At 38.1% G+C, this 21,945-nt stretch carries 21 protein-coding genes; 9 read left to right on the forward strand and 12 right to left on the reverse strand.

The window, feature by feature from the left end:
• The first annotated feature begins 71 nt into the window (after positions 1-71).
• On the forward strand, positions 72-305 hold the full coding sequence (locus EJF25_RS12135) for a DUF2007-related protein (protein WP_025073929.1): 234 nt from the start codon (positions 72-74) through the stop codon (positions 303-305).
• Here the strand turns inward: EJF25_RS12135 and EJF25_RS12140 are convergent.
• A complete protein-coding gene (locus EJF25_RS12140; RefSeq protein ID WP_125041355.1) occupies positions 271-1,425 on the reverse strand; it encodes a pyridoxal phosphate-dependent aminotransferase in 1,155 nt (384 codons plus the stop codon). The genes EJF25_RS12135 and EJF25_RS12140 overlap by 35 nt on opposite strands.
• 105 nt (positions 1,426-1,530) lie before the next feature.
• Here EJF25_RS12140 and proB point away from each other — a divergent pair, with 105 nt between their 5' ends.
• Positions 1,531-2,613, forward strand: coding sequence for a glutamate 5-kinase (proB, locus tag EJF25_RS12145; protein WP_125041356.1), 1,083 nt, complete (start codon positions 1,531-1,533; stop codon positions 2,611-2,613).
• A gap of 343 nt (positions 2,614-2,956) precedes the next feature.
• Here the strand turns inward: proB and EJF25_RS12150 are convergent, their stop codons facing one another.
• Positions 2,957-3,883: a YitT family protein gene (locus EJF25_RS12150; protein WP_235016807.1), complete on the reverse strand. Its 927-nt coding sequence runs from the start codon at positions 3,881-3,883 to the stop codon at positions 2,957-2,959.
• Between the two features lie 1,174 nt (positions 3,884-5,057).
• Between EJF25_RS12150 and EJF25_RS12155 the strand changes: the two genes are divergently transcribed.
• The 4 genes from EJF25_RS12155 to EJF25_RS12170 all read left to right on the forward strand — a co-directional run bounded on the left by EJF25_RS12155 (position 5,058) and on the right by EJF25_RS12170 (position 8,914).
• Positions 5,058-5,612: a LemA family protein gene (locus EJF25_RS12155; protein WP_125041358.1), complete on the forward strand. Its 555-nt coding sequence runs from the start codon at positions 5,058-5,060 to the stop codon at positions 5,610-5,612.
• Between the two features lie 14 nt (positions 5,613-5,626).
• Complete coding sequence (locus EJF25_RS12160; protein WP_125041359.1) at positions 5,627-6,541, forward strand: DUF3137 domain-containing protein; 915 nt, start codon at positions 5,627-5,629, stop codon at positions 6,539-6,541.
• Between the two features lie 95 nt (positions 6,542-6,636).
• The gene (locus EJF25_RS12165) at positions 6,637-7,890 is read left to right on the forward strand and encodes a glutamate-5-semialdehyde dehydrogenase (protein WP_125041360.1); all 1,254 of its coding nucleotides are present in this window, start codon (positions 6,637-6,639) and stop codon (positions 7,888-7,890) included.
• Between the two features lie 67 nt (positions 7,891-7,957).
• Complete coding sequence (locus EJF25_RS12170) at positions 7,958-8,914, forward strand: Rossmann-fold NAD(P)-binding domain-containing protein (protein WP_125041361.1); 957 nt, start codon at positions 7,958-7,960, stop codon at positions 8,912-8,914.
• A 126-nt stretch (positions 8,915-9,040) separates the two neighbouring features.
• Here EJF25_RS12170 and EJF25_RS12175 read toward each other — a convergent pair whose 3' ends face one another.
• From EJF25_RS12175 to rpmH, 7 genes are all read right to left on the reverse strand, one after another.
• A complete protein-coding gene (locus EJF25_RS12175) occupies positions 9,041-9,436 on the reverse strand; it encodes a rhodanese-like domain-containing protein (protein ID WP_125041362.1) in 396 nt (131 codons plus the stop codon).
• A gap of 14 nt (positions 9,437-9,450) precedes the next feature.
• Positions 9,451-10,167, reverse strand: coding sequence for a NigD1/NigD2 family lipoprotein (locus tag EJF25_RS12180; protein WP_125041363.1), 717 nt, complete (start codon positions 10,165-10,167; stop codon positions 9,451-9,453).
• Positions 10,164-11,312, reverse strand: a complete 1,149-nt coding sequence (locus EJF25_RS12185; protein WP_125041364.1) for an acyltransferase — start codon at positions 11,310-11,312, stop codon at positions 10,164-10,166. Before EJF25_RS12185 ends, EJF25_RS12180 begins: the two co-directional genes overlap by 4 nt.
• A gap of 9 nt (positions 11,313-11,321) precedes the next feature.
• Complete coding sequence (locus EJF25_RS12190) at positions 11,322-12,296, reverse strand: D-alanine--D-alanine ligase (protein WP_125041365.1); 975 nt, start codon at positions 12,294-12,296, stop codon at positions 11,322-11,324.
• On the reverse strand, positions 12,293-13,366 hold the full coding sequence (locus EJF25_RS12195) for an RluA family pseudouridine synthase (protein ID WP_125041366.1): 1,074 nt from the start codon (positions 13,364-13,366) through the stop codon (positions 12,293-12,295). The genes EJF25_RS12190 and EJF25_RS12195 overlap by 4 nt, the downstream gene beginning before the upstream one ends.
• Before the next feature lie 25 nt (positions 13,367-13,391).
• Positions 13,392-14,036, reverse strand: coding sequence for a PASTA domain-containing protein (locus EJF25_RS12200; RefSeq protein WP_125041367.1), 645 nt, complete (start codon positions 14,034-14,036; stop codon positions 13,392-13,394).
• 431 nt (positions 14,037-14,467) lie between these two features.
• On the reverse strand, positions 14,468-14,629 hold the full coding sequence (gene rpmH / locus EJF25_RS12205; protein ID WP_025073940.1) for a 50S ribosomal protein L34: 162 nt from the start codon (positions 14,627-14,629) through the stop codon (positions 14,468-14,470).
• A 193-nt stretch (positions 14,630-14,822) separates the two neighbouring features.
• Between rpmH and efp the strand changes: the two genes are divergently transcribed.
• The 3 genes from efp (at position 14,823) to EJF25_RS12220 (ending at position 16,560) form a co-directional block, all read left to right on the forward strand.
• Positions 14,823-15,389, forward strand: coding sequence for an elongation factor P (gene efp / locus EJF25_RS12210; protein ID WP_025073941.1), 567 nt, complete (start codon positions 14,823-14,825; stop codon positions 15,387-15,389).
• A gap of 84 nt (positions 15,390-15,473) precedes the next feature.
• Positions 15,474-16,001: a hypothetical protein gene (locus EJF25_RS12215; RefSeq protein ID WP_125041368.1), complete on the forward strand. Its 528-nt coding sequence runs from the start codon at positions 15,474-15,476 to the stop codon at positions 15,999-16,001.
• Positions 15,985-16,560, forward strand: coding sequence for a PepSY-associated TM helix domain-containing protein (locus EJF25_RS12220; RefSeq protein ID WP_125041369.1), 576 nt, complete (start codon positions 15,985-15,987; stop codon positions 16,558-16,560). The genes EJF25_RS12215 and EJF25_RS12220 overlap by 17 nt, the downstream gene beginning before the upstream one ends.
• A gap of 90 nt (positions 16,561-16,650) precedes the next feature.
• Here the strand turns inward: EJF25_RS12220 and EJF25_RS12225 are convergent, their stop codons facing one another.
• From EJF25_RS12225 to EJF25_RS12235, 3 genes are read right to left on the reverse strand one after another with little or no spacing between them, the layout of a single operon-like run.
• Positions 16,651-17,718 (reverse strand): BACON domain-containing protein, encoded by a 1,068-nt coding sequence (locus EJF25_RS12225; RefSeq protein ID WP_125041370.1) that lies wholly within the window; start codon positions 17,716-17,718, stop codon positions 16,651-16,653.
• A 34-nt stretch (positions 17,719-17,752) separates the two neighbouring features.
• The gene (locus EJF25_RS12230) at positions 17,753-20,356 is read right to left on the reverse strand and encodes a zinc-dependent metalloprotease (protein WP_125041371.1); all 2,604 of its coding nucleotides are present in this window, start codon (positions 20,354-20,356) and stop codon (positions 17,753-17,755) included.
• A gap of 44 nt (positions 20,357-20,400) precedes the next feature.
• Positions 20,401-21,942 (reverse strand): PKD-like family lipoprotein, encoded by a 1,542-nt coding sequence (locus tag EJF25_RS12235; protein WP_125041372.1) that lies wholly within the window; start codon positions 21,940-21,942, stop codon positions 20,401-20,403.
• Positions 21,943-21,945 lie beyond the last annotated feature (3 nt).

Genomic DNA, 21,945 nt, shown 5'->3' on the forward strand with positions numbered 1-21,945 from the left:
AGTAAAAATAAATCCATTTATTCATCTTTTTTGTTATATTTGTAAGAAAGCAACTCTTAATACTCACAATTATGAAAGAAGAAGATTATAGCAAGGCAGTAGAAGTATTCTCAGGTTCTCCTTGGGAAGCAGAAATTATCAAAGGTCTATTGGAAAGCAATGATATTCGTTGCGTTGTTAAAGATGGTATTATGGGAACATTGGCTCCTTATATAGCTCCTGCTGTTTCAGTCCTTGTTACTGAAGACGAATATGAAGCAGCCACAGAGCTTATAAAGAATCGTGACGAGCAAGGTACCGACTAATTCGATCCAAACCTTCTTTGATATTCTCCAATGAATTCGCATAGGAGAAACGTACATATCCTTCACCTCCCGTACCAAAATCAACACCGGGAGTAATGCCTACGTGTGCAGACTCAAGAACATCGAAAGCAAAACGATATGAGTCTGTTGTGAATTTACGTGCATCGGCAAAAATATAAAAAGCGCCCTGAGGCTCAACCTTTATTTCAAAGCCTATTTCACGAAGACGGGAAATCATGTATCGGCGACGCTCGTCATAAATCCCTTTCATCCGTTCGACATCCGGTTCTGCCTGTCTTAATGCTGCTATTCCAGCTTGTTGAGCGACGCTGGATGCACATATAAATAAATTTTGCTGCAATTTCTGTAAAGCACGCATACAGGATTTTGGTGCTATCAAATAACCTAACCGTAATCCTGTCATTGCAAATCGTTTTGAGAATCCATTCAAGACAAAGGCCTGATCGGTATATTCAAGAATACTATGTGCACGTCCTTCATATACCAATCCATGATAGATCTCATCAGAAATTACAGGCACTCCCAATGATGCAATTTCTCTCATAAAACTTTCATTCAGCAACATCCCTGTCGGATTCATTGGAGAATTTATAAATATTGCCGCAGTACGTGAATTCACACATTTACGAATAGCCTCTATATCATATTGAAATCCTTTTTCTTCTGACAACGGAACCAATACTGGATTCGCCTGAGCTGCTAAAACAAAATTACGATAACAAGCGTATCCCGGATTAGAAAGTATGACTTCACTATCTGTATCACAAAGTAACATTAACGCCAAAAGAATAGACGGCGAAGAACCAGAAGTTACAACGATACAATCAGGATCGACTATCACCCCATATTCCCGTCGATAAAAAGCTGCTATTTCCTGACGTAGTACAGGATCCCCTAAAGAATGAGTATAGTGAGTGAGATGTTGATCATAAGCAGTCTTCGCAGATTCAGCGACACAAGATGGTACATCAAAATCAGGTTCTCCTACTTCAAGGTGAATAATATCAATACCTTGTTTTTGTAATTCATTTGCTCTCTCCAATACATCCATTACAATAAAGGAGGTCATTTGTTCTACTTGAGGATTGAAATGTTTCATTGTGATTCTTTTGTCTTTTGGATGACAAAGATAATTCTTTTCGGCCTGTTTTTGTAACATATCGGCAAAAAGTTCTATATTTGTGCTTTCAAATCGTTAGTTAGGATGAAACAAGAATTTGCACGAATTGCAGTAAAAGTAGGTAGTAATGTATTGGCACGTCGGGATGGAACATTAGATGTTACCCGTATGTCGGCTCTCGTCGATCAGATTGCAGAATTGCATAATGCCGGGGTAGAGATTATTCTCATTTCTTCGGGAGCAGTAGCCTCAGGACGAAGTGAAATACACCCTCAAAAGAAGCTCGATAGTGTAGATCAACGACAGTTATTCTCAGCCGTAGGTCAGGCCAAACTAATCAACCGTTACTACGAACTCTTTCGGGAACATGGTATTCCTGTCGGTCAGGTATTGACCACCAAAGAAAGTTTTGGTACTCGCCGCCATTACCTGAATCAAAAAAACTGTATGACAGTGATGCTCGAAAATGGTGTGATCCCTATTGTCAATGAGAATGATACCATCTCGGTAAGCGAGCTTATGTTCACCGATAATGATGAATTATCAGGGCTGATTGCTTCTATGATGAACACGCAAGCACTTATCATTCTCAGTAATATTGACGGAATTTATAATGGTTCTCCGGCAGATCCCCAATCATCGGTAATCCGCGAGATAGGTCATGGCAAAGATCTATCCAACTATATCCAGACCTCTAAATCCAGTTTTGGAAGAGGGGGTATGCTAACTAAAACGAACATTGCCCGGAAAGTAGCTGATGAAGGAATTACAGTGATCATTGCTAATGGAAAGCGTGACAATATTCTAGTAGACCTGCTCCAACATCCTGACGAGACGCTTTGTACACGCTTTATTCCCTCCAGCGAACCGGTATCCAGTGTCAAAAAGTGGATCGCACATAGTGAAGGATTCGCAAAAGGAGAAATCCATATTAATGACTGTGCGACAAGAGTACTGAACTCAGAGAAAGCTGTTAGTATTCTTCCAGTAGGAATTACACGTATTGAAGGAGAATTTGAAAAAGACGACATTGTGCGTATCATTGATGATCAAGGAAACCAAATGGGGGTTGGGAAAGCAAATTGCGATTCCACGCAAGCACGGGAAACTATTGGAAAACATGGGAAAAAAGCAGTAGTACATTATGACTACTTATATATAGAATAATTCATCATAATCAAGATTAATAGTACTAGATATCTAATAATCTGTTAAGATCTTCATTTATATTATTTATCAAACTCATGTTTTTACTTTCCATCAGTTCGTTCACCTTTTGGGTAATACCATCTAAACGTACTTCTTCGGCATTGTTCCTTCACAAACGGATATTGAGTTGCCAGAGATCCATCTATTTCAAAAGCATCAATATTTTTTCAGACTCACACTTTTCATTTATTTCATTCCAATCAGTAAACTTCCACATTTGTAAAATGAATATTTTAATCTCGGACAAAAACACAAAAAACAGTACAGGACTTATCGAACCATTCCATATCATCCGGTCATGCTATTCCGGTTGTAGCTCATCCTTTGAAGGAAGTTGCTTCCAACCTTCCCCAAACGTATCGTAAGCATCGGTCACTACAACAAAAGCACGCGGATCGGCTTCTTTGATTTTATGCTTCACACTGGTTACTTCTTTATGGCTAACGACCAAAAAAAGCATTTCTTTTTCTGCCCCAGTGTAAAGCCCACTACTTTTAATACAAGTAGCTGTACGATCCAGATCTTTGAGAATGAAACGATGTAATTCGGTCATTTCTTTATCACTAATAACAAACAACAGTTTATCCTCTTTTGCCCCATTAATGACATAAGCCACCACTCTCGAAATAACAAAAATGGAAATTAGTGAATAGAGAGATAAATACCATGAAGGCTGACTCGCATCATCTGCATTACCCACACCAAACCCGATAACCAGGAGACCAAAACAAACAACTACAGCATCAACGAATAGGATGGCATTTGAGAAACGAATATGAAAATATTTCTGTAATATCATCGCAATAATATCGCTTCCCCCTGTAGTTGCCTGATTGCGTACAACAAGACCACTACCGATACCGATAATCGCCGCACCAATAATACAAGTCAGCATCAGATGACTTGTCATATCCATAGCACCACCAAGAAGTTTCGTCGGATCAAGTTGTTGGAGTGCCTCTTGTGTGGGATAAGCCCAACGAGACATTCCATTCATCAGTAAGGGGGTAATCAATGCAGCAACCAATGTTCGGGAACCTAACTTAGCTCCCAACAGTATGACCGAGAGAATTAAAAGCGGCACATCGAACATATAGCCGAATGTTCCCACCTGAATGGAGGGAAATAAATTGTGAAGAACGATACTAGCTCCATACACCCCTCCCGGCACAATGTTATAAGGATTGATAAAAAACACAAAACCTGCCGCCAAAATAGTACAACCCATCAAAATACCTCCCCACGAAACCCACCAGCCAAAATGAGAAGCAGGCCTACAATATTGCTTCAATTTATAAGATAGTTTCTCCATATCTATCATTTAGATTCTATTTTTATGCAGCAAATATACTAAAAAGTTCACTAACCATTCTTTCTTTCCACTACTTTGTAAGTTATCTCTTATTTTTCGGAGGTGTAACCTAGAAGGTCAAACAATCCTATCAGAAAGACACCTTTTTCAGGAAACGCGGATGGGAGCAGTTTCCTGATATCAGTAAAAGCAAGAAAAACTTTGCTCGGTCACCTTTTTATACATTTCCGCATCGTTTTGAATCGCTTCCTAACAAAAAAACATCATTTTCTCTATCAACCTATCACCAATCTTCTGTATTCCCTTATTCATCGTACTTTCAAGAGGTGATAGGTTGGGAATCAACCTATCACCTCCTCTATCACCTATCACCTTTGCCGGTTCCTGCTATTTATCCTCTTCGTTTTATGGATGACAGATAACTTTTAAACTCCTTAATAGTAAACATCCATTTCATTAATAACAAACTTTCTGTTCTTTAATACCTAACTTCTTTTCCTCTGATAGAGAAATTATTCTTTATTAGGAATAAACTATAAATGAAAGTTTCGTTTGTATAAACAGAACTTGCATTTGTATAAACAGAACTTGCATTTATATAAATGGAAGTTCTGTTTATAGATTGTAATTAATAAAAAACAACTTTACTATTAAAGAAAATAAAGTTTGTTATAGGAGAAGAAGAACTAATCTATTAATACTTCTGCCCATTACTAATAATATAGTGAAAATATGGATATGGAAAACCGGACTCGGAAATAAGCCGAAGAATATGGGAAGAGGATATTGAATTTGCAGTAATTGCTACATAAGAGTTAATGGAAAGTTTAACGAGCTATTGTAATATTATAAATTCAACCAACGGATACAATTTTTATATAGATGTAGCATGAAAGAGGAAGATAAAATCATAAAGTGAGGGCGTGGTCGATAGGCAAGGAAAGATTATATCGCAGTAAGAAACAGATTAATCCCTTACAAGCATCTGTTTTATCATTCTATTATTTTATCTTTGCCGAAGAGTAGAGGAACCACACTTCTGCATCAAATAATTAATCTAATTGTCGAATTCATAAAGAATACACTATTTATGGTTATCATAGGAATCATTGTTGCCATCTGTCTACTATTTATAATTGGTGTTTATAACACATTAGTCAGAAAACGGAATAGTATTGAAAATGCTTTCGGAAGCATTGATGTAATGCTAAAAAAAAGATTTGATTTAATCCCCAATATCGTTGCCACAGTGAAGCAGTATGCTAAACACGAAGAGACTATTTTCGCACGCATAGCCGAGCTACGTTCTAAAGGATATGAACAGCTGAACAATGACGACAAAGCAAACTTCGACGAAGTATTTACACAAGCAAGCCGCCGGTTCATAGCCGTAGCCGAAAGCTATCCGGAGTTGAAAGCTTCCGACAACTTTATGCATCTGCAACGTACACTGAACGAAGTAGAAGAACAACTGTCGGCTGCAAGAAGAACCTACAATGCCCACGTAACAGACTTTAATAACACAGTGATGACTTTTCCGTCTAATATGATTGCCGGTATGTTCGGATTCACACCCAGAAATCTTTTTTCCATACCAGCAGAAGAGCGGGTAAATCCCACCATCGGAAACACATTTCAATCTTAATTTAATCCACAACTATGGCAATTTCATTCAATACAGTCTATAGCAAGCTAGAACCACACATCGTTACTTTTGAAACCAAACGCAAAACACTAAAATCAAAAGGAATCCGAAATGGAGGTATAACAGTCGGAATTATCCTAGCCATCGGACTCTTATTCCTTCCCTCATTGGGGAATATGTTTTGGATAATCGCGGTTATTGCTTTAATTATCGGAGGAGTAATAGCTAATGCCCAATCGAAAGAACTTACCGAATACTATAAAAAAGATATCATTCCACTTATTCTTGAGAGTGTGCTTCCCGGTGCAAGCTATGAACCGGAAATGGGAATATCAGAAGATACATTTCGTTCCTGTAAGCTCTTTCCTACACCGGATCGTTATTCAGCTGAAGACTTCATCTCAGGACGGGTAGACAAAACAGATATATGTTTTTCTGAAATACACGCAGAAGAAAGACATGTACAAACATCCAAAAATGGAACAAAAGAGTATTGGACTGATATTTTCAAAGGCTTTTTATTTATCGCCGACTTTCATAAAGACTTTTCCGGACAAACGATACTTTACCGGAATTCATGGTTCAAGTTCCGCTTCGGTAGTGAGAAGCGGGTAAAACTAGAGAACAACGAATTTGAACACTGTTTCGACACTTACTCTACCGACGAGATTGAAGCACGTTATATATTGTCTACTTCTATGATGGAGCGTTTAGTGACAATGAATCGTCGATTAGGTGATGGAATAACTGTTAGTTTCCGCAATTCCAATGTATATATCGCTATTCCAGACTCCAAGAATCATTTCGAAACCAGTCTATGGAGCCCATTAACCCGCGAGAATCTGGAATCGGAATTCCAGACTGTCAGCGAACTCGTGCAGATTGTAGACGAGTTGAATCTGAATCTTAGAATCTGGACAAAAGAATAAAGCGATGCATTTATTTCAAATTTCAGCAAGTTTTATTCACACGATTCACTATATTTGCATTATTTATCTTTCTATTTAACGCAAAAAGAGAGCAAATGACTACAAATTTAAATAAGACCTTTGCTGCTGTGCAAGCAGCTAGTCGGGAATTGGCCTTGCTGAGTGATGAGACAATCAACCAGATATTAAATGCAGTAGCGGATGCAGCAATAAGTGAAACATCGGTGATTCTGGCTGAAAATGAAAAGGATCTGGCACGTATGGACGTGAAAGATCCCAAATATGATCGACTGAAGCTGACAGAAGAACGTTTGAAAAGCATTGCAACCGACACACGTAATGTGGCGACTCTTCCTTCTCCTTTAGGAAAGATACTGAAAGAAACGATTCGCCCTAATGGAATGAAACTATCCAAAGTGAGCGTCCCTTTTGGAGTAATAGGAATTATTTATGAAGCTCGTCCAAATGTTAGTTTCGACGTTTTCTCTCTTTGTTTGAAAAGTGGAAATGCTTGTATATTAAAAGGAGGAAGTGATGCTAATTATTCTAACCGGGCTATTATCAGCGTCATCCACGAAGTATTGAAGAAGTTCAATATCAATCCCCATATCGTAGAATTGCTTCCTGCTGACAGGGAAGCAACAAATGAACTGTTACATGCAGTGGGGTATGTGGATCTGATTATACCCAGAGGTAGCAGTAGCTTAATCAATTTTGTCCGTACCAATGCAAGTATTCCTGTCATCGAAACTGGTGCAGGCATTTGCCATACCTATTTTGATGAATTTGGAGATACAAGCAAAGGAGCAGCTATCATCCATAATGCAAAAACTCGCCGCGTTAGTGTATGTAATGCGTTGGACTGTCTTATTATACATAAAAACAGACTTGCAGACCTGCCACTTTTATGTGAGAAGTTAAAAGACAGTCAAGTAATTATCTATGCAGACACACAGGCCTATCAAGCACTGACAAATCATTATCCGGCTGAACTTTTACAATCTGCAACCACCGAAAGCTTTGGCACCGAATTTTTGGATTACAAATTAGCCATAAAGACCGTTGATAGTTTTGAAAATGCATTAGGACATATCCAAGAATATAGTTCTAAACATAGCGAATGCATCGTGACGGAAAACAAAGAACGAGCAACCTTATTTACCCGAATAGTAGATGCTGCTTGTGTATATAGTAATGTATCTACGGCTTTCACAGATGGTGGACAGTTCGGTTTAGGAGCTGAGATCGGTATCAGTACCCAAAAATTACATGCTCGCGGTCCGATGGGGTTAGAAGAAATCACCTCTTATAAATGGATCATTGAAGGAGAGGGACAAACCAGATGGTAAAACACCCTATAAATGGGTATATACTATAAGAGAACAATTGAACAATAACGATTAATTATAGAGAAACATGAAGAAATTTACTTGTGTACAGGACATCGGTGATTTAAAATCTGCCGTTGCAGAAGCATTCGAAATAAAAAAAGACCGTTTCAAATATGTAGAATTGGGTCGCAATAAAACATTGATGATGATCTTCTTCAATTCTAGTTTACGTACCCGGCTCAGCACGCAGAAAGCCGCACTCAATCTAGGAATGAATGTTATGGTGTTGGATATCAACCAAGGTGCGTGGAGACTGGAAACAGAACGCGGTGTAATCATGGATGGTGACAAGCCTGAACATCTTTTAGAGGCTATTCCTGTAATGGGTTGCTACTGTGATCTGATTGGAGTAAGATCTTTCGCACGTTTTGAAAATCGTGACTTTGATTATGAAGAAACGATTCTCAACCAGTTCATCAAATATTCCGGTCGTCCGGTATTCTCGATGGAAGCTGCCACTCGCCATCCACTTCAGAGTTTCGCTGATTTGATTACTATCGAGGAATACAAAAGGACAGCACGACCCAAAGTAGTTATGACTTGGGCACCACATCCACGTCCACTACCACAAGCTGTTCCCAATTCTTTCGCAGAATGGATGAATGCCACTGACTATGATTTTGTGATTACTCACCCGGAAGGATATGAACTCGATCCTGCATTTGTAGGAAATGCAAAAGTAGAATACGACCAAATGAAAGCTTTCGAAGGAGCTGACTTTATATATGCAAAGAACTGGGCTGCATATACAGGAGATAATTATGGCCAGATTTTAAGTAAAGATCGTGAATGGACAGTTAGCAACCGACAAATGGCAGTTACCAACAATGCTTACTTCATGCATTGCCTTCCTGTTCGCAGAAATATGATTGTGACAGATGATGTGATTGAGAGTCCTCAATCTATTGTTATTCCAGAAGCTGCCAATCGGGAAATTTCAGCAACTGTTGTTCTAAAGAGACTATTAGAAGGATTGAAATAAATACAATCAATAGATGTCAAACGGTGGAGAATGAATGTTTCAGACCTTTATTGTTCACCGTTTACTTATTCATTACATCGAACTTATACAAGTTCAATATTCACTATTTCACAATCTTCTGTTTTTTTATTGTTCTATATTTTTTCCCGCATCCCGCCAAGCATTGAATCCTTTATGCAAATCAAAAACTTTATATCCTTTTTTACTAAGTATCTTTGCTGCCTTTTTACTCCGCTTGCCACTACGGCAATATAATGCTACCGGCTTATCTTTTTGAAGTAACGAATCAGCCATGGTGGCAAAAGAATCATCAAGGACATTAATATTGATAGTTTTAGCAATATGCCCTTCAGAATACTCTGCCAAGGTACGGACATCTAAACGCTGCACATTTTCATCCTGAATGTATGCGTCAAATTCATCCACATTCATTGATTTGAAATCTTCTTTCTGTTGCTGACAGGAGAAAAGAGAAGAAAGAAATAACAAGATTCCCACAACTAATTGATTCGCTTTTAACATAAATATTTCATTACTCAATTTGCACTCGGAATATATTCAAATCCTTCAAAGTCAGGATTACAATATTTATCCGATTCGATTATATTACCATCCTTATCCGCGGTATAATATTTAAACTTTACACGAACTATTTGATCTGGTTCTCCAACTAATTTGGTTAGAGGAACTGAAATATAAGCTCTCCGATTATAATATTGTGCATCTCCCTGTGCATCATGATATAAAGATAATAAAACGACCTTCTCACCATTCTCCGACTGTTCTTGTACTTCCCCTAAAAGATCAAAAACATGTTGCACATCTCCCTTTGCTTTCAAACTCAGAATTATATTCAGATAGTCTCGTCCCATCCAAATACTCACTACATCTACCGGGTCCGTTTTTGTAAGTTCTCCATAACCCGGTTCACCTTTAAACTTAGGTGTCATGGTTATCAGAGATTGCAAAGAATATATGGTGGCAGAAGCAACTCCATTGGAAGAAAGCACTTCATAATTAGCCAATACACGCTTCGAATTATTAGGAGAAATAGTAGAGTTGGTACGGTCTTTTGATACAAGCATTTCATCCCCTTTATCTGGAAGAAGTGTTTGCAATTTACCATCCGTCCCTGATTTCACTGTGACAAATTCTAACTTCACAGAAGGATAATAATATTCGTCATCTCCACAAGCAGCTACTAGCAAAAGCAGTCCAATCAACCAAATAGTATGTAGTTTGTTTCTTTTCATTGGCGTGCAGCTAAATAGTTTATTAAAGGATTAGCATACATTAATAACAACTTTCCACGCAAAAAGTCCACATCTTTATTAGGAATCTTTATTTTTCCCAATTGCTGCTCAACATAATCAATAAAACGCTGCTTTTCTTCCAGTGTATAATTTTGCTCAAACTCCGCCTTACCCTTCAACCAGTCATAAGCTATATAATTGCCTGGATACATCCGATAATTAGAATGAATCCGCTGATCAATACAAGTAGAAATTCTAGCAAACAAATCCGGCTTCGGCAATGAGCGATCCAACTGTTCCAACTTGTCGTTAATACAAGGAGCCATCTGGAAATGTACTCTTCCTTTATATCCGAAAAGTCCTGTTTCCATATTAATCAGATCATCTTGTGTCGTTTTCTTATATCCTTCTACATCTCTCTTCAGTTGAAATTCCTGAGCTTTAAGGAAGTCACAAGGATCGTATTCGTAGGAAATAGCAAGAGGTGCAATATTCATTTCCATCAGACGTTCTACCAAATCACCATCTCCTCCCATTGCCAACATTTTCAACACACTATCTTGTGTGCGGTCATTTGAATCTTTGGCACGCCCTTCACGTTGAGCTATCCAAATAGACTGGTTTTTCTCAGCAATAGTATAGTGCATATAACGAGACATACGAGCTGAAGATTCCAACATTTGACGCATTGTTAATGCACGTTGTACAATAAATGATTTATTGACCCTCACTAACTTTTTAATCCAAGGATAAATGAGCAAGTTATCTCCGATAGCTATTTCAACCGTATCCATTCCTTCATCGACCAACAAAATAGAGAGAAAACCGGAATCCAAAATTATATCCCGATGATTGGACATATAAGTGTAAGCTTTTTCTTTATTCGGCAATGCCGTATGATCTAAAGTCAAACCATCAGTATGTTCCTGAGCTATCTTCCACAGAATACCATAACAAAATGTTTTCTGGAAGTCCAGTTTGGTCTTGCATGCACGTATTTTTTGTGCCAGAAGTTCAAAAGGAACATTCGGAATTGCGCTACAAGCTGCTTTCTGAAAAGCTTGATCAGCAATCAGTTCCTCCAGAATTTGAGGAAGTTCCTCATCATAGTAAGGACGAATCTCATTAAACTCTGTTATATCCATAGCAAGGAATTAAAATTTATTTTCGATAATATCAGTCATCACATCCTTTATTTCCAGACCGGCAGCACGTACTTGCTGGGGCATAAAACTGGTAGTAGTCATTCCCGGAGTCGTATTTACTTCCAGAAGATTAATTTTTTCTCCGGCAGTTACAATATAATCCACACGAATAATACCGGAACAACCTAATATATCATAAATAGCCGAGGTCAGCAACTGCACCCGATTCGTCAATTCATCCGAAATGCGTGCTGGAGTTATTTCATCCACTTGGCCATTGTATTTCGCATCATAATCAAAAAATTCGTTATGAGTTACAACCTCTGTGGGCGGGAAGACTACAGTTTTGTCTTTTGTCTTATAACAACCGCATGTCAATTCCGTTCCGTCCATAAAAGCTTCCACTAAAACTTCCTGAGCCTCTTCAAAAGCTTTAGCTATGGCAGGTTGTATTTGCTCTTTTGTCTTCACCTTTGTTACTCCAAAACTTGATCCTCCCAAACTCGGTTTAATAAAACAAGGTAAGCCGATCTTGTCCAATACATCTTCATCGGAAATGGATTGTCCCATACGTAAAAGCAATGATTCGGCAATACGTACACCAAATGCTTTCAGATACTGACCACATGTAAACTTATCATAAGTGATAGCAGCAGCCAATACTCCACAACAGGAATATGGAATGTGCAGCATATCAAAATATCCCTGAAGACGACCATCCTCTCCCGGAGTTCCATGAATAGTTATATAGGCAAAATCAAATTTTATCTTTTCCATCCCTAACATAAAACTGAAATCATTGCGGTCTACAGGTACTTTCGTACCATCCGGCAACTGGACTTCCCAACGGAGTCCTTGCATTTCAACGATATACAGTGTATACTTTTCCTTATCAATAAAGGAATAAACTCCCTGTGCACTACGCAGGGATACATGAAATTCGGAGGTATCTCCTCCGGCTACGATAGCAATTGTGCGTTTCATTCTATATCTCTATTACTTATATAGCTTCTCCACTTATCGATAAGTTGAGTCATGTCATCCGGAAGTTCAGAAGTAAAAAACACCTCTTTACCTGTAACAGGATGAACAAAGCCCAACGTCATTGCATGCAAAGCTTGTCGAGGACAAGTGTCAAAGCAATTATTTACAAATTGTTTGTACTTACTAAAGTGAGTACCTTTTAATATCTCGTGACCGCCATAGCGTTCGTCATTAAATAAGACATGCCCTATATGCTTCATATGGACACGAATCTGATGTGTACGCCCTGTCTCAAGCACACATTCTACTAAAGTTACATATCCCAACCGCTCCAACACACGATAATGAGTTACCGCATGTTTACCCATAGCCGGATCGGACATTACAGCCATTTGCATCCGGTCTTTCGGGTTACGGGCAATATTACCGACAATCGTTCCTTCATCTTTTTCTACATTTCCCCATACCAAAGCGCGATACTTGCGTTTAGTCGTTTTATTATAGAATTGAAGGCCCAAATTTGTTTTGGCATCCGGCGTTTTGGCAATTACCAGTAAACCGGAAGTATCTTTGTCAATTCGGTGAACCAGTCCAACATGCGGATCATTGGCATCATAATCAGGCACATCTTTCAAGTGCCATGCCAATGCATTCACCAAAGTACCATGGTAATTTCCATGTCCGGGGTGTACAACCAAACCGGCAGGCTTATTTACCACCATGACATATGGATCTTCATAAACAATATTAAGGGGGATATCTTCTGGAATAATCTCATTCTCGTAGCGCGGACGATCCATCATCACAGTGATGATATCAAGGGGCTTCACTTTATAGCTACTCTTTACCGGTTTACCATTAGCCATGACAAACCCACCTTCGGCAGCCTTCTGAATACGGTTACGCGAAGCGTTGACAATACGTTCGAATAGATATTTATCTACTCTTACCATCGCCTGCCCCTTATCTACGACCACACGAAAATGCTCATAGAGTTGGGCCTCATCACCGACCGGTTCTATATCATCCAAGTCATTCTCCAAGTCATCCGGAAGTTCTTCCTCTATCATGCGAGCTTATTTCAGTTGTTTACATTCAAAACCAGCTATCATCCTGAGTAGATGACGATTCTGATGTAACAGGTTCTGTTACATCACTCTCCAATGAGTCATCTTCCAATATATCCTCCGCTCCGTTTCCTACCATTAACGTCAAAGAAGCCCCTAAAGGTATTTCTTCTCCTGCAGACAACAAACGGCCCTTATATTTTACGCCATAAACCCAATCTTTTTCACCACTCATCATTTCCGGTTCATTCAACTTAAAACCAGAAGCTAATACTTTAGCCTGAGCTTGGCGAAGAGAACTATTATCTGCCACATTAGGAACTACACGTAGTGGAATATTAAGAGTATTAATAGTTAAATAGATTATACGTCCTTCTTTTACTTTTTGTCCGACTCCCGGATTTAGCTCAAGAATGATACCTGCAGGTTTGTTTTTCACATAAGTAGAGTCCGAAACAACGCATACCAACCCATTATTACGGAACATCTTTGTTGCCTCCTCTACAGTCATTCCTTTCACGTCCGGAACAACAACAGCCTCACCATGGCGGGTGTAAGTATCGAGCCACTTCATCACACCAAATAATAGCAATATCACTACCACAACCATGCCAATGATATTCAGCCAGAAGTATTTATTTGTTTTAAAAGAAAAGAATTCTTTAATTGTCATACGCATTGCTGTTAATCTGCGCCAAAGATACGACAAATAAGTTGAATTTTTAAAAAGAAAGCGATGAAAATATCCTTCCTTGAAACGCAAGGACATTATCACCGCCACAATTGTTGCAACTATAATCCCCACTCCTATAGATTTCAACAACCCTATATTTCTTTATATCGTTTTCCAATGTCTTAATAAGATCATCAGATCACTTTGTTTCGTTCTATATTTCTGCGCAAAGGAAGGTAAAAAGAAAGATATTTAAAACGGAATAATGCTTTTTAACATAGAAAATTAAGCAGGGAAAAGCCTGAGTTTTCATTCATATTCTTCCTTAAACTCGCTTTTCATAAAGAGTTACAAGACTTATAAAAAGGAAACAAGAAAGGCAGAGTTAATTAAAACTCTGCCTTTCTTGCTTCCTTAATGGCTGACAATTTTTATTTCTTCTGGCCATTGTACTCGTCAGAAACAGTCAGTTTCTTTCTGCCTTTCGCACGACGAGCAGCTAAAACTCTACGACCATTAGCCGATTCCATTCTCTCACGGAAACCGTGTTTGTTTTTTCTCTTTCTGTTAGAGGGTTGAAATGTTCTCTTCATTACTGTATCTTGTTTTTATGTTATTATTCTACGTAATCGGGTTGCAAAAGTAGACACTTTTTTTAAATTAACCAAGAGATAACTCATTTTTGCTCAAAAGTTTTTGTGTTTTTTACTGATTTAGATTACTTTTGCACTCGAATTAGGATAGCGACAATTAAATAACAATAATATAAATAAAGAAAACAGCAGTATGATTAATGCTCAAGACATCAAAAACGGAACTTGTATCCGTATGGACGGAAAGCTCTATTTCTGTATCGAATTTCTGCATGTAAAACCAGGCAAAGGTAACACTTTCATGCGTACAAAACTGAAAGACGTAGTTAGCGGATACGTTCTCGAACGTCGTTTCAACATCGGTGAAAAACTGGAAGACGTACGTGTAGAACGTCGTCCCTACCAATTTTTATATAAAGAAGGAGAAGACTATATCTTCATGAATCAAGAAACATACGACCAACATCCTATTGCCCATGATTTGATCAATGGAGTTGATTTCTTGCTTGAAGGCGCAGTATTGGAAGTTGTTTCCGATGCTTCAACTGAGACTGTACTTTACGCAGATATGCCAATCAAGGTTCAGATGAAGGTCACTTATACCGAACCGGGTATAAAAGGAGATACAGCAACTAACACGCTGAAACCTGCAACTGTAGAATCTGGTGCAACTGTACGTGTTCCTTTATTTATTAATGAAGGCGAAACAATTGAAATCGACACACGTGACGGCTCTTATGTAGGTCGCGTTAAGGCTTAATATACATATATTAAAAGAGCAAAAAGTCTGCTTTTTAGTCAAGGCTTTTTGCTCTTTTAATTTTCTAATACAAAAAACAGACTTATGAAAATCTTAAATGTCACTGTCTTGCTATTATGCTTGATCTCTATTATTGCCTGTAAACCTTCTTCTCCCAAAGAAGCTACTCAAGAAATTTACTCTGTTGATAGCATATTAACCATACAAGACGCTCTTATCGGAGACACTTTTATGTTAGAGGGTTTTTGTGTAGATGTATGCGGGCATGGAAGTAATCATATCACTTTGTTAGGTAGTGATACTACCCGATTTGTAAATGTAGAAGCTAACACAGAACTGGTCTCGTTCGACAAAGGAGTGCTAAACAATAATGTTTGCGTGAAAGCTACTATAGCGGAAGAACGCGTAGACGAGGCTTTCCTGTCAAATTGGGAGCAACGTTTGGATGAAAGCCTAAAAGCTCCTGATGGAGGTAATCCGGAAGCAGTAGCTATGCTTAAGAAACAAATTGAACAAATCAGAGCTGAAATTGCAGAACGTACAAAGAAAGAAAATAAGAACTACTATAGCCAGTACCATATTATTGCTTCTGAGTATGAAATCGAAAAATAGCTTGCCAACAACAATACGTAAATGGTTCCGGATTATCCACCGGGACCTTTCGTTTTTATTTACTGGTGTAATCATTGTATATGCCGTATCAGGTATTGCATTAAATCATAAGCGAACGTTCAACGCTGACTACAAAATTACCAAAACTGAGCTACAAATTCAGGGTAATTTTCCACAGACTGAAAAGGTCAGTAAGGAACAGACACTTGATTTCCTTAAAATGATCAACGAAGAAAATGCTTATATGAAACATTACTACTCTGGTGAACAACAATTAAAGGTTTTCTTAAAAGGTGGTTCTTCTTTAGTAATAGATATGAATACAGGAAAAGCTATTTATGAATCAGTAAAAAAACGACCGATACTTAGCTATTTTAGCCGTCTACATTATAATCCGGCTCGCTGGTGGACCTGGTTCTCTGATATTTTTGCCGTATCACTACTTATCATTGCTCTTACCGGATTGTTTATGAACAAAGGTAAAAATGGCATTATTGGACGTGGGGGCATTGAGTTGATTATAGGAATATTAATACCTATGATTTTCTTGTTCATATAAATAAAAGCACGTCAAATTCATCTCTAAATAGAAAAACGGTTATCTTGAGTCAAGATAACCGTTTTTCTATTTAAAAGCAATTTACAATATTTATTTTGCTTTTTGAGTCACAGGAATACGGAATAGTTCTGCATTCCAATCTGAATCGAGAATCACTAGATCCAATGTGCGTTCTACACCTGTAGTATTATCGTTCTTCACATTAATAAGTAGCTGGTCTAAGTCACCACCTGCACCTAACCATGAATCTTCATCCTCAACTTCATTATCGGTGCCTGTTTCACATATAAGTGTAATATAACCTCCATCCGTTTCTACATAAAGTGTTTTAATGCGTTCTTTTGCTTCAGCAGCATAGGTAGCTTCAAAACTTAAAGCTGTTCCATTAGCAAATTCCTGGGCCTTCTTATCATCTGTGAAAAGTTTATAAGAAGTTGCCGGAGCCATACCCATCTGATTAATATAGATAACAATTTCTTCCGCATCACCAGCAGAAATAGTAATAGTTCCGGATTGAACATCACCAGCCACATTAGGTGCTAAGGAGAATTCCATCGTTTCTCCATTCTTACCACGTGGATTCTTGATTAGAATCCAATCTGAGCCATCACCTTCTCCCATCATATCAGCGGTCACCACTTTCCAACGGCTAGCAGTTGTATTTATTTTCACAGAAATAGTTTTCCCTGAATTATCACCCATATACATATACATACCATATTGCTCATCAATATCACTCGATTCTATTGATAAAGTACATCCTGTAGAGTTCTTTCCTGCCTGAGTAATAGAGAATGTAACAGAAGATGCACCAGCTACTAACTTAAAATTAGCTTCACGGTCTGTTGTATTTGGATTAGCTCCTGCTTTCACAGTAATCTCGGTTGTACTTTTCACACTGGCAGTACACCATGATTGCTCATTTACCTTTTCCAAGCTCAGATCTTTCAGTGCAGCATTCGTCTGAATCTTGATAACCTGCTCAGACAAAGCTTCCGGATCAACGTCCAACTTAGCATCCGCCTGATTAACAATCTTCAATTCATAAGTAACAGGGTCTTTTTCTCCTTCATCGTCATCACTAGAACAACTACTTACTCCCATTGTTAATGTTACTGCCATTGCAGCAATCATCCAATAATTCATTAATTTTTTCATAACTCTACTCTAATATTTAATTAAACTCAATCAATTATTTCTTATATAACATGTTTATAATTGTCACCTGATAATCATAAAATGCACGTGTACGGGCATCACCTGATCCAAGTCTTGACTTATACAGATTCTGAACCTTCTTCAGTGTACTAGTAATAACAGGACGTCCTACGCCAGCTGACAACTTAGCAGGAGTCATATTATGACGCGCATACGAAGTTTCCGCATCCAAATGTTCATGTTTACATGAAGTGACATTGCAGAATTGATTGGACTGCTTTGTTACTTTGGCTACCATCTCTTTCCAAGCTGCTTCCGGATCAGCTAATCCACCCGGTGCTCCCCCACCTAATCCTTTATTCATAGAAGGATCTAAATTAGAATACTTCATCAAAGCAGCTACAGCTGCACTTTGCAAATTCATATCTTCCTGGGTCAATGATTTCCCATTGATTGTATTAGCAAAGATCACTTGGTAAACATCGTTGAAATAGCTATCCAATGTATAAATATTCTCTTGTCCAGAGCGTTCACCTTCATAAATCATTCCCATAGTAGCCGGGCTAAGAATCTTACCAACAATGGAATATTGGAAATTATCAAATGCACTAGACTCCATCCCGTTTATACGCATAATACTTTCCGGTAACAACCACTTACGGCAATTTAATGCCTGATCCACCAACCAGACCATCGCTTTCTTCTGTTTATCTTTTGTAATATAACGGGTATCATATTTCTGGCTTCCGTCTTGCACCAAATCAGTAAATTCCACTCCACCAAGATATGGCATCACATGAGTCAAGTAACGCATATACTGACTTACACATGCCATATACATTTCATGGATATCATTATAAGTAGTATTCTCTTTCTTCAACCATTCTTCGACATTAGCAATAATATACTGCAGATTCTTAATACCATAGTTACTAGCCTTAATATGATCATTACCTAAATCTTCAGTCTGATCTGTCGGATCTTCAGTTAAGAAAAGTTGTTGTGCACCAAATTGATACATCGGATCATCCTTCTTCTCCTCGATCATCGCATTCAGATATTTATATTCTGACTCCGGTGTCGGTGTATCCTTAAACACACGATATCCCCAATTAATAGCATATTTATCATATACACCAATCAATGGCGGAACCATACGTACCCCTTTTTCAAGGTCGCCCGGCTGTGCCACATAGTTATTACGTGCATAGTCCATGATACTAGGCGTAGTACCATATTTTTGTGTAAACGAAGAACTACGTAACGAATCTACAGGAAAAGCATAGCTAGCTCCCATATTATGTTCCAATCCTAAAGTATGTCCTATTTCATGAGAAGCCACATAACGCAGAGATTCACTCATCACATCATCATCAAACACCAATTTGCGAACACGCGGATCAACTGCACCAGTCTGAGCAAATCGCCAATTATGAACTAAAGAAATCACATTATGGTACCACATTACCTCTCCAACCAAAATTTCTCCGGAACGAGGATCAATATAACTCGGTCCTGCAGCATTGGCAACATTGTTTGTCATATAACGTACACAGTTATAGCGAATATCATCCGGATCGAATGTCGGATCATCGGTAGGATAATCCTTTGCCACAACTACATTTTTAAATCCGGCAGTCTCAAACGCTTTATTCCAATCTTCAATACCATCTTTAACAGCCTTTCTCCATTTTGCAGGGAAAGCAGAATCAACATAAAACACAATCTGTTTCTTAGGTTCTACTAATTCTCCATTAAAATATTTCTCCAGATCTTCCTCTTTAGGTTCCACTCTCCATCGATGCACAAATTCTTTTGTTGGAATCTTATCTTTGTCAGAAGTATAATAGTAATAGAACGTACTGAAAAATCCTACACGATTATCCTGTAACCGCATTTTCATCGGTTCTTTCGGCAACTCCACAATAGAACGACGCATATTTACCGTATACGCTCCAGATTCTGAAGTGTAATTCAATCGGCTGGTAATCTCCACATTCTTCTCAAACCCTTTTACTCCCAGCAGCATAGAAGCCGAAGAGTCAAAAGAGGCCGGTTTTGTGGCACGCGTACGTACACTTTGTTGAAGAGGAGTAATACACTTCTCATTCGACACAAAGAAAGAGGTCATATCGATCAACAAAGTATCCTTACGTGAAGCTTTTATCTTGAACGTCTTCATGATAGGATCAGAGAAGTTTTTCTTAAAAGAAGATTCAATAGGATCTCCAGGTTTCACCCGTTCAAATGACTGTACTGTATGCATATACACATTAGCAGTATCAGCAGATAAACGGAACATAAATGGATCTCCGATCATCTCTCCGGCTGTAAAGTTTGAACTCTCACTAATAGAAGACACACGATTAGCGAGTAAGTAAAGCTTATCCAGGTTATCTTTATGAATTTCAAACAAAAGTTCATTTTTAGGAGTTATCCATGTTTTAATTGTTCCTTCATATGGAGTAGCTTTATCAATAGCCTTATCAAATTTATCCTTTGGCTTTATTGAGTCGGTCTGTTCCGTTTTGTTTTTGTTTTTCTTCTTTCTCCACTTTTTAAAGATGTCACTTTCTGCGTGTACACCTGAACATAAGGTTGCTAATGCAACCCACAAAATTAGCGTTTTGTACTTCATACTTTTTTGTCCTATTTATTTTTAGTTAGTTAAATATAAACTCTTTAAAATTGCTTGTAGCAGAGACTGACGACACGTGGAAATCCTTTCCACACTAATTCTTCAGTAATATTAATTTGTTCAGGAGTATCCGCAACCGAATATTTCCGTACAGAACCACCTCGTCCTTCTTCCGCTCCCTTTTTATATGTCGCAATATAAAAATTGTCTTCCATCTGCTGTTCGGAGATAATATCATTATTGATAGCCGTTATTTCTTCATCTGGAAAAGTGGCTAGTACTACCGGATGATTGTTTCTACGAAAATCATATCCGTAAAGAGTATTATCAACTGCATAAATTAAATATCCTTGACGGGTGGTCATAGAAAACAGAGTCGACTCTCCAAATCCGGTTGCAGCTGTGGAAACCTCATAGCGTCCTCCTTTTGTCACAACACCTCCCTGACGAGTAATCGCATAGGTGTAAATATAATATTTTCCATTACTTAAATTTCTAAGTATAGTGGCTGACTGCCCGCTACTAAACAACGAATTGATAGTTGTTACATATTCCAATCCATTGGGAGCAAAATCTTTAGTTGTATCCCAACTGTAAGGCTCCTCAGAATCCTTATCCAAAAGATCATACATATTTTTAGCCAATGGTCGTAAATAACAGAATTTTTTACCTGACGTATTATATAAAACATATTGATCAATGGCTGCCGCTGAAGTTATTTCACCGGTACGATTGCAGGCAATCTTACCCCCTATTGAGAAATATTCATACCCCGCATCTGTTAGATAATAATTATTAGGACTTCCAAATTCCCCTTCATTCAAAGTAGTATTTACATAGGCATATCCATCACACAGAAACATTGAACGTTTCTCCTTTACACGCTGAATGTCAGATGTTACAATGTTATTCCTATATCCTTTGGAATCCGGATCAAAGATTTGCAATTCTTCCGCTGTGTCCAATCCTTCACGATCGTATCTATAGGTATGGTGCTTCGTACATACATAAATATATTCATCATAAGAATCAAGACTATTGTCTACCCATACAAATGTTGGATCGAGATGAGTAATACCAGCTTTCAATATATTTTTCAGATGTAACGTATCTCTACTAATTGACATCATATCCAACACCAGTTTTCCCGCATCGTCATTTCCAACAATCATCCAACCTCTGGTATAAGAACCATTAACCGTTAGAGATACATCATTGCTAAACACAAGCCCTGTATTCGTATCCGTAACCTTAAAGAATAAATCATATTCATCTGCCGGAAGTTTTACATCATAATTCAATATCCGGTCAGTACTTAGTGTATAACGTGTACTAGGGGATTTCAAAGTACTGACAGCCACCCATTCATATGTATAATTTTCGTTGAGGTTCGGATCTGTAGTACTGATAATTACAGGTTCAATATTCAGTTTATCTACATCCGTTCGGACAGTATAAGGTTCACTAAAACCTTCTTCTCCTATTTCGATATCATTAATAACCGAATAGCTATAGTTTCCTTTATCGTTGAAACAGGAAGAAAACATCGAGCATATCAATAAAGTCGTTATATATATCTTTTTCATAAT

Source organism: Bacteroides faecalis (assembly GCF_003865075.1).
Classification (GTDB): domain Bacteria; phylum Bacteroidota; class Bacteroidia; order Bacteroidales; family Bacteroidaceae; genus Bacteroides; species Bacteroides faecalis.

What these genes read in the sequence shown, in the direction of transcription:
- EJF25_RS12135 (WP_025073929.1), top strand. Translation starts at nt 72, where the DNA reads ATGAAAGAAGAAGATTATAGCAAGGCAGTAGAAGTATTCTCAGGTTCT.
- EJF25_RS12140 (WP_125041355.1), bottom strand. Translation starts at nt 1,425, where the DNA reads ATGAAACATTTCAATCCTCAAGTAGAACAAATGACCTCCTTTATTGTA.
- proB (WP_125041356.1), top strand. Translation starts at nt 1,531, where the DNA reads ATGAAACAAGAATTTGCACGAATTGCAGTAAAAGTAGGTAGTAATGTA.
- EJF25_RS12150 (WP_235016807.1), bottom strand. Translation starts at nt 3,883, where the DNA reads ATGGGTTGTACTATTTTGGCGGCAGGTTTTGTGTTTTTTATCAATCCT.
- EJF25_RS12155 (WP_125041358.1), top strand. Translation starts at nt 5,058, where the DNA reads ATGGTTATCATAGGAATCATTGTTGCCATCTGTCTACTATTTATAATT.
- EJF25_RS12160 (WP_125041359.1), top strand. Translation starts at nt 5,627, where the DNA reads ATGGCAATTTCATTCAATACAGTCTATAGCAAGCTAGAACCACACATC.
- EJF25_RS12165 (WP_125041360.1), top strand. Translation starts at nt 6,637, where the DNA reads ATGACTACAAATTTAAATAAGACCTTTGCTGCTGTGCAAGCAGCTAGT.
- EJF25_RS12170 (WP_125041361.1), top strand. Translation starts at nt 7,958, where the DNA reads ATGAAGAAATTTACTTGTGTACAGGACATCGGTGATTTAAAATCTGCC.
- EJF25_RS12175 (WP_125041362.1), bottom strand. Translation starts at nt 9,436, where the DNA reads ATGTTAAAAGCGAATCAATTAGTTGTGGGAATCTTGTTATTTCTTTCT.
- EJF25_RS12180 (WP_125041363.1), bottom strand. Translation starts at nt 10,167, where the DNA reads ATGAAAAGAAACAAACTACATACTATTTGGTTGATTGGACTGCTTTTG.
- EJF25_RS12185 (WP_125041364.1), bottom strand. Translation starts at nt 11,312, where the DNA reads ATGGATATAACAGAGTTTAATGAGATTCGTCCTTACTATGATGAGGAA.
- EJF25_RS12190 (WP_125041365.1), bottom strand. Translation starts at nt 12,296, where the DNA reads ATGAAACGCACAATTGCTATCGTAGCCGGAGGAGATACCTCCGAATTT.
- EJF25_RS12195 (WP_125041366.1), bottom strand. Translation starts at nt 13,366, where the DNA reads ATGATAGAGGAAGAACTTCCGGATGACTTGGAGAATGACTTGGATGAT.
- EJF25_RS12200 (WP_125041367.1), bottom strand. Translation starts at nt 14,036, where the DNA reads ATGACAATTAAAGAATTCTTTTCTTTTAAAACAAATAAATACTTCTGG.
- rpmH (WP_025073940.1), bottom strand. Translation starts at nt 14,629, where the DNA reads ATGAAGAGAACATTTCAACCCTCTAACAGAAAGAGAAAAAACAAACAC.
- efp (WP_025073941.1), top strand. Translation starts at nt 14,823, where the DNA reads ATGATTAATGCTCAAGACATCAAAAACGGAACTTGTATCCGTATGGAC.
- EJF25_RS12215 (WP_125041368.1), top strand. Translation starts at nt 15,474, where the DNA reads ATGAAAATCTTAAATGTCACTGTCTTGCTATTATGCTTGATCTCTATT.
- EJF25_RS12220 (WP_125041369.1), top strand. Translation starts at nt 15,985, where the DNA reads ATGAAATCGAAAAATAGCTTGCCAACAACAATACGTAAATGGTTCCGG.
- EJF25_RS12225 (WP_125041370.1), bottom strand. Translation starts at nt 17,718, where the DNA reads ATGAAAAAATTAATGAATTATTGGATGATTGCTGCAATGGCAGTAACA.
- EJF25_RS12230 (WP_125041371.1), bottom strand. Translation starts at nt 20,356, where the DNA reads ATGAAGTACAAAACGCTAATTTTGTGGGTTGCATTAGCAACCTTATGT.
- EJF25_RS12235 (WP_125041372.1), bottom strand. Translation starts at nt 21,942, where the DNA reads ATGAAAAAGATATATATAACGACTTTATTGATATGCTCGATGTTTTCT.